The 13,917-nt window shown below is 36.5% G+C and carries 12 protein-coding genes and 1 rRNA gene; 9 read left to right on the top strand and 4 right to left on the bottom strand.

The features are described 5' to 3' along the window. Positions 1 to 102 precede the first annotated feature (102 nt). The 4 genes from jag to rpmH form a co-directional block, all read right to left on the bottom strand. The gene (gene jag / locus GD441_RS13180) at positions 103 to 720 is read right to left on the bottom strand and encodes an RNA-binding cell elongation regulator Jag/EloR (RefSeq protein ID WP_153126898.1); all 618 of its coding nucleotides are present in this window, start codon (positions 718 to 720) and stop codon (positions 103 to 105) included. Then, positions 717 to 1,490 carry a YidC family membrane integrase SpoIIIJ gene (spoIIIJ, locus tag GD441_RS13175; protein WP_153126897.1) on the bottom strand — a complete coding sequence of 258 codons (774 nt, stop codon included), beginning with the start codon at positions 1,488 to 1,490 and terminating at the stop codon, positions 717 to 719. Before spoIIIJ ends, jag begins: the two co-directional genes overlap by 4 nt. Before the next feature lie 77 nt (positions 1,491 to 1,567). Then, complete coding sequence (rnpA, locus tag GD441_RS13170) at positions 1,568 to 1,927, bottom strand: ribonuclease P protein component (protein ID WP_153126896.1); 360 nt, start codon at positions 1,925 to 1,927, stop codon at positions 1,568 to 1,570. Positions 1,928 to 1,998: 71 nt separating this feature from the next. After that, the gene (gene rpmH / locus GD441_RS13165) at positions 1,999 to 2,133 is read right to left on the bottom strand and encodes a 50S ribosomal protein L34 (RefSeq protein ID WP_108672280.1); all 135 of its coding nucleotides are present in this window, start codon (positions 2,131 to 2,133) and stop codon (positions 1,999 to 2,001) included. Positions 2,134 to 2,796: 663 nt separating this feature from the next. Between rpmH and dnaA the strand changes: the two genes are divergently transcribed. The 9 genes from dnaA to GD441_RS13120 all read left to right on the top strand — a co-directional run. Continuing rightward, complete coding sequence (dnaA, locus tag GD441_RS13160; RefSeq protein WP_153126895.1) at positions 2,797 to 4,146, top strand: chromosomal replication initiator protein DnaA; 1,350 nt, start codon at positions 2,797 to 2,799, stop codon at positions 4,144 to 4,146. A 188-nt stretch (positions 4,147 to 4,334) separates the two neighbouring features. After that, positions 4,335 to 5,468 (top strand): DNA polymerase III subunit beta, encoded by a 1,134-nt coding sequence (gene dnaN / locus GD441_RS13155; protein ID WP_153126894.1) that lies wholly within the window; start codon positions 4,335 to 4,337, stop codon positions 5,466 to 5,468. 110 nt (positions 5,469 to 5,578) lie between these two features. Then, positions 5,579 to 5,794 (top strand): S4 domain-containing protein YaaA, encoded by a 216-nt coding sequence (gene yaaA, locus GD441_RS13150; RefSeq protein ID WP_153126893.1) that lies wholly within the window; start codon positions 5,579 to 5,581, stop codon positions 5,792 to 5,794. Between the two features lie 14 nt (positions 5,795 to 5,808). Beyond that, on the top strand, positions 5,809 to 6,927 hold the full coding sequence (recF, locus tag GD441_RS13145) for a DNA replication/repair protein RecF (RefSeq protein ID WP_153126892.1): 1,119 nt from the start codon (positions 5,809 to 5,811) through the stop codon (positions 6,925 to 6,927). A gap of 12 nt (positions 6,928 to 6,939) precedes the next feature. Next, a complete protein-coding gene (gene remB / locus GD441_RS13140; protein WP_153126891.1) occupies positions 6,940 to 7,203 on the top strand; it encodes an extracellular matrix regulator RemB in 264 nt (87 codons plus the stop codon). A 58-nt stretch (positions 7,204 to 7,261) separates the two neighbouring features. Then, on the top strand, positions 7,262 to 9,184 hold the full coding sequence (gene gyrB / locus GD441_RS13135) for a DNA topoisomerase (ATP-hydrolyzing) subunit B (protein ID WP_153126927.1): 1,923 nt from the start codon (positions 7,262 to 7,264) through the stop codon (positions 9,182 to 9,184). A gap of 169 nt (positions 9,185 to 9,353) precedes the next feature. Continuing rightward, positions 9,354 to 11,822, top strand: coding sequence for a DNA gyrase subunit A (gene gyrA / locus GD441_RS13130; RefSeq protein ID WP_153126890.1), 2,469 nt, complete (start codon positions 9,354 to 9,356; stop codon positions 11,820 to 11,822). A 199-nt stretch (positions 11,823 to 12,021) separates the two neighbouring features. Next, a complete protein-coding gene (locus GD441_RS13125) occupies positions 12,022 to 13,107 on the top strand; it encodes an HD-GYP domain-containing protein (RefSeq protein ID WP_338091712.1) in 1,086 nt (361 codons plus the stop codon). 449 nt (positions 13,108 to 13,556) lie between these two features. After that, positions 13,557 to 13,917, top strand: a 16S ribosomal RNA gene (locus GD441_RS13120); the annotation flags it as partial.

Genomic DNA, 13,917 nt, shown 5'->3' with positions numbered 1-13,917 from the left:
GGGTTCGTTCCTCGACTGACAAGCGTTTTCAATCAGTCTGAATGTGCGAGAAATATACTTTGTCTCCAACCTAAAATCCCCGACTGATGTCGAGGATTCTTCTTATTTAACTGATATTACAATATGTCTATATGGTTCTGTACCAGAAGAATACGTTTTAAGATTATCGTATTTCATTAAAGCTGTATGAATTACTTTACGCTCATAGGAAGGCATAGGCTCTAAAGCAACTTCTTTTTTAGTTTTCAAAACTTTTTGGGCCATGCGGTCTGCCAATTGAACAAGTGTCTCATTTCTTCTTTGACGATAATCTTCTGCATCCAACATAATCGTCAAATACTGTTTTGAATAACGATTGGCCACCAGCTGTGTCAAGTATTGAAGAGAATTGAGAGTTTGTCCCCTTTTACCAATGAGAAGGGCGATTTTTTCTCCAGACAGATGAAACGTAACAAGTTTTCCGTCTCTAACGATTTTGATATCTGCATTTACTCCCATTTTTTCACTGACGTTTTTCAAAAAGTTTGTTGCTTCCTCTATTGGATCAGGCTGAAGCGTAACTTTTACGATCGCTTCTCTTGAACCAAAGATTCCTAAAAAGCCTTTTTTACCTTCATCAATGATGTCAATTTCTACTTTATCCTTTGTTGTGTTCAGTTGAGCTAAAGCGGATTCTACTGCTTCTTCGACGGTTTGTCCTGTAGCAGTTACTTGTTTCACTTTTTGGCTCCTCCCGAATTGCCGGCAGCTTGTGCTTTAAGATCCGGTCCTTTAATAAAGTATGTTTGGGCAATCATAAATAAGTTACCCACTACCCAATACAGAGATAACGCTGATGGGAAGTTAATGGCAAATACAACAATCATGATTGGCATAATCCAAAGCATCATGGCCATTTGAGGATTTGCTTCTTGTCCAGCCATCATCATTTTTTGCTGAATAAACGTTGTAATACCTGCGATGATTGGAAGAATAAAGAACGGGTCCTTTTCTCCAAGATCAAACCAAAGAAAGTTGTGTTTAGCTATTTCTTGCGTCCGCATAATTGCATGATAGAAACCAATCAAGATTGGCATTTGGACCAATATTGGAAAACAACCCGCTAATGGATTGACTCCATGCTTTTGAAATAATGCCATTGTTTCTTGCTGAAGCTTTTGCTGGGTTTGAGCATCTTTAGAGCTGTATTTTTCACGAAGCTTTTGTAATTCCGGCTGCAACGCTTGCATTGCCTTTGCGCTTTTAGTCTGTTTGATCATAAGAGGTAAGATAAGTAAGCGAATAAGAATTGTTACAACAATGATTCCTAACCCATAACTTCCTCCAAGTGCTTCAGACACCGTAGTAATTAATAAGGATAGCGGATAAACGATATACCTATTCCAAAATCCTTCACTCTCAGATGTAATCGGCTGATTCACTTCAGTACATCCAGACAACAGGAGCATGATTGAAACAACTCCAAGTATGAGTAATATTCGTTTCTTCAAACGTTTTTTCCTCCTAACTATGCTACCAATCTGATCTGTATTGTAACATTTTTTGATATATTATACTGTCAGTTTTTTCAGTTTTTTTCACCAGGAAACCTTCTTAAAACTTTAGCCCTCTTTAATACGTGGACAAGACTGCTTTTTACTTGAAAAAAATCCATTTCACTAGCAGGCTTTCTCGCTATGATCACATAATCCTTCCCAGTAGATATCTCATCCTTTAATTCAAGAAAAGATTGTCTTATGTATCGTTTAATTTGGTTCCTTACTACAGCGTTTCCAATTTTTTTACTGACAGACAATCCAATTCTAAAAAAATCCTGTTCCGGTTTTTCTAAAACATATATGACAAATTGTCGATTCGCAAACGATTCCCCTTTTTGAAAAACATGCTGAAATTCACTATTTTTTTTAATCCTTAACTTTTTTTTCATTCTTTACACCTACAAATCAGCTAGAGCTCGCTTGAGATATCGAAAAAAGACCACTGAGACTGATCAGTGGCCTATGCAGATAATACTTTTCTGCCCTTGCGACGACGTGCAGCTAACACTTTGCGTCCGTTTTTTGTGCTCATACGCGCACGGAAACCGTGAACTTTACTGCGCTTGCGCTTATTTGGTTGATAAGTTCTTTTCATTATATGACACCTCCCTGAGGAATATCAATCAAAGACAGTCTTATTAATTATATAGATGCTAGATAAAAATTGTCAACACTATTTAATGGTAAAACCAGGCCCTTCTACTTTAAACCTATTTTCTCTGAAGAATGCCATACTATTTCAGATCAGCAACTTCCAATACAATTTTGGATCCTTACTGAGGATAATTTCTGCTTTTATACAAAAAAATTTTTTTAGCTAAAAAGTATTTTGTGGATAATAATTTCGACATTTTTTTCATATCCACAACACTAATTGACAGTTTTTCAACAAATTAAGTGCCTGTGGAAAATTATTTTCCACGTCTGAATACTACTGTGGATAACCAATAATAATCATTGCAACCCTTTAAATTATTTGATATTATAATCATGTTTTCACTCTGGATAACTTTATCCACAATTTCTACTTATCCACAAATTGTGAATAACTTGTGGACAGTTTATTCAGCGTGTGTATATTTTTTTGTCCACAAGTAGTGGATATTGTCGAAAATTGGTTTGTTTCCTTATTATATATTTCCGCATTCATATGTATGTATAAAAATTAATCTCTTCAATTTTATTCCCGAAATTACTTTGTACAAAACTTGTACAAGCAACCTTAAAATACTGTTTTCCTTGCAAAGGAGGGAACAATTTGGAAAACATTGCTGCATTATGGAGCCAGGCTCTCACTGAAATTCAAAAAAAAATAAGTAAACCAAGCTATGAAACTTGGCTCAAATCTACAAAAGCTCATTCCTTGCAAGGTGACACTTTAACGATCACCGCCCCAAATGAGTTTGCACGTGATTGGTTGGAAGAAAGATATGCACATCTTATTTCAGGTGTTTTATTTGATGTAACAGGCGAGGATTTAATGGTTAAATTTATTATTCCGCCAAATCAAGGGGAAGAGGATTTTGATATTCCTGTTCCAGCTCAAAAACCTAGAAAACGTGATGATGATCCTATTGATATACCACAAAATATGCTAAATCCAAAATATACATTTGACACGTTTGTTATCGGTTCAGGTAATCGCTTTGCCCATGCCGCTTCATTAGCCGTAGCAGAAGCTCCAGCCAAAGCTTATAATCCTCTCTTTATTTACGGGGGAGTAGGATTAGGGAAAACGCATTTAATGCATGCGATCGGTCATTATGTACTTGAACATAATCCTTCTGCAAAAGTTGTGTACCTATCTTCTGAAAAATTTACGAATGAATTTATTAATTCTATTCGTGACAATAAAGCGGTAGATTTTCGCAATAAATACCGAAATGTAGATGTTTTATTGATTGATGATATTCAGTTTTTGGCGGGAAAAGAACAAACACAAGAAGAATTTTTCCATACATTTAATACTTTGCATGAAGAAAGCAAGCAAATTGTTATTTCAAGTGATCGACCTCCAAAAGAAATACCAACATTGGAAGACCGACTTCGTTCTAGATTCGAATGGGGACTAATAACGGATATTACACCACCTGATTTAGAAACTAGGATTGCCATCCTTCGTAAGAAAGCCAAAGCCGAAGGCCTAGATATTCCGAATGAAGTTATGCTATACATCGCGAACCAAATTGACTCTAACATTCGGGAACTTGAAGGTGCCCTTATTCGAGTTGTCGCATATTCATCTTTAATTAATAAAGATATTAATGCTGATTTAGCCGCAGAAGCATTAAAAGATATCATCCCAAGCTCTAAGCCGAAGATGATTACAATCCAAGATATCCAAAAAGCAGTCGGAGAACACTTTAATGTGAAATTAGATGATTTCAAAGCAAAAAAACGAACAAAATCTGTAGCATTTCCTAGACAGATTGCTATGTACCTATCAAGAGAGCTAACAGATTTCTCTCTTCCAAAAATCGGGGATGAATTTGGTGGTCGAGATCACACAACTGTCATTCATGCTCATGAAAAAATTTCAAAACTACTACAAACTGATGCCCAGCTACAAAAACAGCTAAAAGAGATTACCGATCGGTTAAAAATATAAATGTTGTGGAAATATGTTAGTAAAATCTAATAGTTTATACACAGTCTGTCCACATGTGGATAGACTGTTTTTCCTTATATTTTTATAGTTATCCACATGTTAACAACCCCTATTACTATTATTACTAATTTTTTAATAAATAATTAATAAAATGATCCCTAAAAAATATGACTTAGTTGGAGGAAAAAATGAAATTTATTATTCAGCGAGATCGATTAGTTCAAAGTGTCCAAGATGTTATGAAAGCTGTAGCTTCAAGAACAACGATTCCGATATTAACAGGAATTAAAATTTCAGCAACAAATGAAGGAGTTATTCTAACAGGAAGTGATTCCGATATTTCAATTGAATCCTTTATTCCACTAGAGGAAGAGGGAGACGAATTAGTTGAAATAAAGAGAACAGGAAGCATTGTGCTCCAGGCAAGATTTTTCAATGAAATTGTTAAAAAGCTTCCTATGGATTCTGTTGAAATTTCCGTTGAAAACGGATTTCAAACTATTATTAAATCTGGAAAAGCGGAATTTAATTTGAATGGATTAGATCCAGAAGAATACCCACATCTTCCTCAAATTGAAGAAGAGAATATCATTAAACTGCCTACCGATTTATTAAAAGCTTTAATTCGCCAGACAGTCTTTGCAGTGTCCACGTCAGAAACACGTCCTATCTTGACAGGTGTCAACTGGAAGATCGAGAACGGAGAGTTAACCTGTACTGCAACAGATAGTCATCGATTAGCCATGAGAAAAGCTAAAGTAAAAACTGATTCCCAAGGAAGTTATAATGTAGTAATTCCTGGGAAGAGTTTAAATGAATTAAGTAAAATTCTAGATGAAACCCAAGATCCTGTAGATATTGTCATTACAGAGAATCAAATATTGTTTAAAGCGAAGCATTTATTATTTTTCTCAAGACTTCTTGAAGGGAACTATCCGGACACTTCAAGATTGATCCCGAATGAAAGCAAAACAGATGTAATAATTAATACAAAAGAGTTTTTACAAGCTATTGTTCGTGCCTCTTTGCTTGGAGAAGGAAAAAATAATGTCGTTAAGCTATCTACAATAGAACCAAATTTTGTAGAAATATCTTCGAATACTCCTGAAATCGGTAAGGTTGTAGAAGAAGTACAAGCAGAAAGTATTGAAGGAGAAGAATTGACAATTTCTTTTAATGCAAAATTTATGATGGATGCCCTTCGTGCCCTTGAAGGAACAGATATTCAAATCAGTTTTACAGGTGCAATGCGCCCATTTTTAATCAAATCTCAAAATGATGATTCCATGCTTCAATTGATTCTGCCTGTCAGAACCTATTAATTTAAAATCGGCTGTTAGTATAAAACGACTAACAGCTTTTTTGTCTATTTCTCAAAAGTTTAGTAAAATAAAATATTAGAGATCAAACTGATGAAAGAGTGAGAAATTTTATGAAAAAAATTCCGATTGAAACGGAATATATTACGCTTGGACAATTTTTGAAACTTGCAGATGTCATTCAAACAGGTGGTATGGCAAAATGGTTTCTCAGTGAGCATGAAGTATTTATAAACGACGAGCTTGATGTGAGAAGAGGAAGAAAGCTTAAGGATGGAGATCGAATCGAAATTCCTGGGTTTGGTACTTTTCTGATCAAAGGAGTTTAAAAAGGACCGGTAATATGTACATTGAGTCGCTTAAAGTAAAAAACTATAGAAATTATGATGAGCTAGATGTTTCTTTTGAGAATAAAGTTAACGTAATCTTGGGGGAAAATGCTCAAGGTAAAACCAATATCATGGAATCTATTTATGTTTTAGCAATGGCTAAATCTCATCGTACCTCTAATGATAAAGAACTTATTCGCTGGGATGAAGAGTATGCTAAAATAGAAGGTAGAGTCCATAAACGAAACTCAACGGTTCCCTTAGAGCTTGTCATATCAAAAAAAGGGAAAAAAGCACGGTTTAATCATATAGAGCAGCAAAGATTAAGCCAATATATAGGGAATATGAACGTCGTCATGTTTGCACCTGAAGATCTTAATCTTGTAAAAGGAAGTCCACAGGTAAGACGGCGTTTTATTGATATGGAAATCGGACAGGTTTCTTCTGTTTACTTACATGATATGGCACAGTATCAGAAGGTTTTGAATCAAAGAAACCATTTCCTGAAGATGCTTCAGCAAAAAAAACAACAAGATTTAGCGATGCTAGATGTACTTACGGAACAGTTTATCCAATACGCTGTGAAAATTATTGAAAAAAGATTTCAGTTTCTGAAGCTGTTACAAAAATGGGCTGAACCTATCCATTCTGGCATTTCTCGGAATTTGGAAACGCTAAAAATTAAGTACAATCCCTCCGTTGATGTATCAGATACTATGGATTTGTCGAAAATGGTAGAAGTATTTCAAGAAAAATTTGCTAAAATAAAGCAGAGAGAAATTGATCGTGGAGTCACTTTAATAGGACCTCATCGAGATGACCTTGCTTTTTTTGTGAATGATCGTGATGTACAAACCTATGGGTCTCAAGGTCAGCAAAGGACGACGGCTTTGTCGGTTAAGCTGGCAGAGATTGAGCTCATTCATGCAGAAATCGGAGAATATCCTATTTTACTTTTGGATGATGTTTTATCCGAACTCGATGATTATAGACAGTCGCATCTTCTTAATACGATTCAAGGGAAAGTACAAACTTTTGTTACGACAACTAGCGTGGAGGGAATCGACCATCAAACCTTAAAAGAAGCTTCCACTTTTCAAGTTACTCATGGCAGAATGTCAAAAGTTAAGTGATGAGGTGCCATCATGTATCTCCATATTGGTGAAGATCTATTAATAAAAACAGAAGAAATTATAGCAATATTAGATAAACATATACTTTCTGAAGTACCGTCAATGAAGAATTTCTTTAAAAACATGGAAGACAGTACAGTTAATTTGGCAAAAGGCCAAGTGAAGTCAATTATCATTACGAAAAATGAATTATTTTTATCTCCGCTAGCTTCAACCACTTTGTTAAAACGTTCATCACAAAGACATATCCAATTCGATGAGAGTTTTTTGACATAGAAAAAATAAGAGCGATTGATTACGTCTAATAGAAAAGTGTAGGTGATACAGATTGACTATGGAACAAAAAGAAGTACAAGCCCAATCCTATGATGAAAATCAGATTCAGGTTCTAGAGGGTCTTGAAGCAGTTCGTAAACGTCCTGGAATGTATATTGGATCCACTAGTGATAAAGGGTTGCATCATCTTGTGTGGGAAATTGTAGATAACAGTATTGATGAGGCATTGGCTGGCTTTTGTGACGAAATCAAAGTAATCATTGAAGAAGATAATAGTATCACCGTTATTGATAATGGTCGAGGTATCCCTGTAGGTATTCATGAAAAAATGGGTCGCCCGGCTGTAGAAGTTATTATGACGGTGCTTCATGCCGGCGGTAAATTTGGTGGCGGAGGATACAAAGTTTCTGGAGGTTTACACGGTGTAGGAGCCTCTGTTGTTAACGCACTTTCTACTGAACTTGAAGTATTTGTACACCGAGATGGAAAGATTTATTATCAAAAATACCATCGTGGGGTTCCTGTTGAAGATTTAAAGATCATTGGTGAAACAGATCGGACCGGTACAACCATTCATTTTAAACCGGATAGTGAAATTTTTACTGAGACTTTGGAATATGACTACGAAACGCTAGCCTCTCGATTAAGAGAATTGGCTTTTTTAAATCGCGGAATTAGAATTTCTATTGAGGATAAGCGAGTTGAAAATAAAAAGAATGAATATTATTACGAAGGCGGAATTATATCTTACGTTGAGCATTTAAACCGTACAAAAGAAGTGCTTCATGAAGAGCCCATCTATATCGAAGGTGAAAAAGATGGGATTACGGTCGAAATTGCTCTTCAGTATAACGACAGTTATTCTAGTAACATCTATTCATTCGCCAATAACATTCATACTTATGAAGGTGGGACCCATGAGTCCGGCTTTAAAACGGCTTTAACTCGTGTAATCAACGATTATGCACGTAAGCAAGGAATGATCAAAGAAAACGATCAAAATTTAACAGGTGATGACGTAAGGGAAGGATTAACAGCTATCATCTCTGTTAAACATCCTGAACCGCAATTCGAAGGTCAGACTAAAACAAAGCTTGGTAATTCAGAAGCAAGAGCCATCACAGATTCGATTCTTGCTGAAAAGCTAGAATCGTTTATGTTAGAAAATCCATCTGTGGCAAGAAAAATCGTAGAAAAAGGATTAATGGCAGCTAGGGCTCGTCTTGCAGCTAAGAAGGCACGTGAACTGACTAGAAGAAAAAGTGCGCTTGAAGTGTCTAGTCTTCCAGGAAAACTGGCTGACTGTTCGTCTAAAGACCCTTCAATCAGTGAACTATACGTAGTAGAAGGAGATTCAGCAGGTGGTTCGGCTAAACAAGGTCGTGACCGTCATTTTCAGGCGATTTTACCATTGCGCGGGAAAATTATTAACGTAGAAAAAGCCCGTCTAGATAAAATTTTATCAAATAATGAAATACGTGCGATCATTACCGCTTTAGGAACGGGAATTGGAGAAGATTTCGATATTTCAAAAGCACGTTATCATAAAATTGTGATTATGACTGATGCCGATGTCGATGGAGCTCATATTCGAACATTATTATTAACGTTCTTTTATCGATATATGAGAAAAATAATTGAGCATGGATATATTTATATTGCACAGCCGCCTTTATATAAAATTAGTCAGGGCAAAAAAGTTGAATATGCTTATAATGATCGTCAGCTTGAGCAAATTCTGAGCGAGCTTCCTAGTCAACCAAAACCTGGTATTCAACGTTATAAAGGTCTTGGAGAAATGAACCCAGAGCAATTGTGGGAAACAACCATGAACCCTGATACCAGAACACTGCTTCAAGTTAGCTTGAAGGATGCAATTGAAGCAGATGAAACATTTGAAATCCTAATGGGCGATAAGGTTGAACCACGTCGTAATTTCATTGAAGAAAATGCTCTTTATGTTAAAAATCTAGACATTTAAAGATTTGCAGGATAGATCAAAATTATTTCTATCCTGTCTTTTACATATTACAAGGAAAATTTTATTGGTTGTAAAAGGTATTTTTGTGCCGAAATAGATTATTTGGTTCTTTCTAAAGCTTAGTATAAAAACCAACGAAGCAGATGCTTCGATAAAGGAGGTTGTCTCCATGGCAGAAAATCAAAGGTCAAATATTAAAGAAGTCAATATTAGCCAGGAAATGCGTTCTTCTTTCTTGGATTATGCAATGAGTGTTATTGTTTCGCGTGCTTTACCTGATGTTAGAGACGGATTAAAGCCTGTTCACCGCCGTATTTTATATGCGATGAATGATTTGGGTATGACATCAGACAAGCCGTATAAGAAATCAGCCCGTATCGTAGGAGAAGTCATTGGGAAATACCATCCTCATGGAGATGCTGCTGTTTACGACACGATGGTAAGGATGGCTCAGGATTTTAACTATCGCTATATGCTTGTCGATGGGCACGGCAACTTCGGTTCAGTAGACGGAGATGCAGCTGCAGCTATGCGTTATACAGAGGCTCGTATGTCCAAAATTTCAATGGAGCTTCTACGAGATATTAATAAAGACACGATTGATTATCAGGACAACTACGATGGATCAGAAAAAGAACCGGTTGTTCTTCCCTCTCGCTTTCCGAACCTTCTAGTGAACGGATCTTCTGGTATTGCTGTAGGGATGGCTACCAATATTCCTCCACATCAGTTGGGCGAAGTAATTGATGGCGTTTTGGCCATTAGCAAGAACCCTGAACTCACGATTGATGAATTAATGGAATATATTCCTGGCCCTGATTTTCCAACAGCAGGTCTCATTTTAGGAAGAAGCGGCATCCGAAAAGCATATCAAACGGGGCGCGGCTCAGTTACCATTCGAGCGAAGGTTGAAATTGAAGAAAAATCAAATGGTAAACAAGTTATTATCGTTAAAGAATTACCGTATCAAGTAAACAAAGCGAAGTTGATAGAAAAGATTGCCGAGCTTGTTCGTGATAAGAAAATCGATGGCATTACCGACTTACGGGATGAATCAGATCGTAACGGTATGCGTATTGTTATTGAAGTGCGAAAAGATGCGAATGCAAATGTTCTTCTTAATAATTTGTATAAGCAAACAGCTCTTCAAACAAGCTTTGGAATTAATCTATTGGCTCTTGTTGATGGGCAACCGAAAGTTTTGAATTTAAAACAGTGTTTACAGCACTATCTCGACCATCAAAAGGTTGTAATCCGACGCAGAACGGAATTCGAGCTGCGAAAAGCTGAAGCTAGAGCGCATATTTTAGAAGGTTTAAGAGTAGCACTCGACCATCTCGATGAAGTGATTTCGTTAATCCGAAACTCTCAAACGACTGAAATTGCAAAAGAAGGGCTAATGACGAAATTCTCCCTTTCTGAAAAACAAGCTCAAGCAATTTTAGATATGCGATTACAGCGTTTAACAGGGTTGGAACGCGAAAAAATCGAAGAAGAGTACCAAAGCCTGGTCAAACTAATTGCTGAACTTAAAGCAATTCTTGCAGATGAGGAAAAGGTGCTCCAAATCATTCGCGAGGAGCTAACAGAAATTAAAGAGCGCTTTAACGACGAAAGAAGAACAGAAATCGTCCTAAGCGGCTTAGAAAATATAGAAGATGAGGATTTAATTCCACAGGAAAATATCGTCATTACCCTTACCCATAACGGATATATCAAACGTCAGCCGGTTTCTACATATAGAAGCCAAAAGCGAGGCGGTCGAGGAATTCAGGGTATGGGAACGAACGAAGATGATTTTGTTGAGCATCTATTGACGACATCCACTCACGATACTCTCTTATTCTTTACAAACAAAGGAAAGGTATACAGAGCAAAAGGATATGAGATTCCTGAATACGGAAGGACTGCTAAAGGGATACCGATTATTAACCTTCTTGAGGTAGAAAAAGGGGAATGGGTCAATGCCATCATCCCAGTCCAAGAATTTAAGGAAGATTGGTATTTATTCTTTACAACCAAGCACGGAATTTCTAAACGTTCCCCGCTTTCATCTTTTGCTAATATCCGAAACAACGGATTGATTGCTCTTAGTCTTAAAGAAGGGGACGAGCTCATTTCTGTTAAATTGACGGACGGTACTAAGCATATTGTCATTGGAACAAAAAATGGTATGTTAATCCGTTTCCCTGAAACCGATGTACGTTCCATGGGTCGAACTGCAACAGGTGTAAAAGGAATCACATTAGGTAAAGATGATGAGGTTATCGGAATGGAGCTAGTAACAGAGGGCTCCGAAATCTTAATCGTAACACGAAATGGGTACGGAAAAAGAACGCATGAAAAAGAATATAGAGTACAAAGCCGTGGTGGAAAAGGTATAAAAACGTGCAACATAACAGAGAAAAACGGTCCACTTGTAGCTGTTAAAACTGTTAATGGTGACGAAGATTTAATGATTATAACAGCATCAGGCGTGATTATTCGTATGGCTGTAAGTGATATTTCTCAAACTGGAAGAAATACACAAGGTGTTAAGCTTATTCGCTTAGAAGCTAATGAAAACGAATATGTTTCAACAGTTGCGAAGGTAGAACGCGAAGAATCAGAACAAAATGAAGACAATATCGTCCAATAAGATATACAAAGAAGACTCCTATGTCCTGCCCCCTCCAATGAATAGAGGGATCGGGGCATTTAGGAGTCTTTTTTAAATGTATTAATTGGAGCTCTATCCGTGTTCAATTCCCAATAATAATTCACAATTCTTGGTAGTTTTGCTCAATTAAATAAAGTATTATAAAAATAGGTTGTTAATATAAAAAAGCTGTAAAAGGGTGAACGGCTTGAAAGTAAAAACTCATTATTTAGTCGAAGGTTGTATTCTTGCACAAGATATTACCAGCATGACAAATCGACCAATTATGTTAAAAAAAACTGTAATCACTAACGATTTATTAGAAGTATTAAGGGCGTTTTTAATAACAGAGGTAAGTGTTGAAAAAACATTGGTCGATGGAAAACCATACGTTCCAAAAGAAATAATTGATGATGAGCAAGAAGGTCTGCAGCAGTCTACTTCTTTTACATCTCAATATTTAAACGCTGTACAGATTTATAAAAGACTTTTTACAAACTGGGAAGCAGGAAGCCCAGTTGATATTACAAAAGTCCGTGAATTTTTAATTCCTTTGTTAGAAAAAGCACTTGAAAATCAAAAAGAGATTTTCCTTCTTCATCATTATTCAACAAAAGAAGATTATTTCTACCACCATGCAGTTTCAGTTGGTTTGTTATCCGGTTTTATTGGAAAAAAACTTAATATGGATAAAGGTGATATTGTCCAACTTACCTTATCTGGCTGTTTAAGTGATGTAGGGATGTCTAAAATTTCTCCTACTGTTTTAAAAAAGAAAACAAGCCTTACTTATCAGGATTTTGAAGAAATAAAAAAACATCCGATTTTTGGATATCGAATGCTTCAAAATAATCCTTTTTTAAAAGATTATGCAAAATTAGCCGTCCTGCAACATCATGAGCGTATAAATGGAACTGGTTATCCTAAAGGATTGAATGGAAAAGATCTGCACCTATTCTCTAAAATTATTGCAGTAGCAGATGTGTATCATGCTATGACATCTGAACGGGTTTATCGCAAAAAGCACTCCCCTTTTAAAGTTCTAGAAATGATCATGCGTGATGATTTTGGAAAATTTGATGTCAAAGTACTCAAGGCTTTAACTTCAGGTTTAGCTAATTTCACAATAGGAAACAAAGTGAAACTTTCAAATGGTTATTTAGCAGAAATTATATTTATTGACAGTCATAATCCTACTAGACCGCTAGTAAAAGTGGTTGATACAAATACAATTATTGATCTTGCAAAGCAATGTGATATCTATATTGATGAAATTCTTATTTAAATGTAAGAGGCTTGAGAGTAAAAAAACGTTGCTTTCTAGCCTCTAAAATAAAAATTTTCTAACATTAATTTTTGTATTGATTTATTAATAAAACCTCTATATAATAAGAAAAGTCGACAGCGATAATAAAAAAGTTGTTGACATTAAAAACTTAAATTGTTATTATAATAGAGTCGCTTATGGGCGACGGGTATTAAAAATTGCACTTTGAAAACTAAACAAAACAATACGTCAACGTTAATTCTAGTTGCTTTTAAGCAACACAATTTATGAGCAAATCAAGCTCGAAAAGGATGAAGTTGAGAATCGGATTTTCTCTCTTTTAAAGCGAAAAAAATTTTAGAAGCGAGAAGGTCGAGGAAGCAAAGTGAGCGAACGCCGGAGTTTATTATTGATAAATGAGGACGTGAGCGAGCAAAGCTGACGAAGAGATTCGACGCTTATAAAACTTTTTGGAGAGTTTGATCCTGGCTCAGGACGAACGCTGGCGGCGTGCCTAATACATGCAAGTCGAGCGGACTTCTTAAAAGCTTGCTTTTGAGAAGTTAGCGGCGGACGGGTGAGTAACACGTGGGCAACCTGCCTGTAAGACTGGGATAACTCCGGGAAACCGGGGCTAATACCGGATAGATTTTCTCCTCGCATGAGGAGGAAGGGAAAGACGGTTTCTGCTGTCACTTACAGATGGGCCCGCGGCGCATTAGCTAGTTGGTGAGGTAACGGCTCACCAAGGCGACGATGCGTAGCCGACCTGAGAGGGTGATCGGCCACACTGGGACTGAGACACGGCCCAGACTCCTACGGGAGGCA

Origin of the sequence: Peribacillus tepidiphilus (genome assembly GCF_009466385.1) — a bacterium.
Classification (GTDB): Bacteria; Bacillota; Bacilli; order Bacillales; family DSM-1321; genus Bacillus_BN; species Bacillus_BN tepidiphilus.
This window is presented reverse-complemented; position numbering and strand designations above follow the sequence as displayed.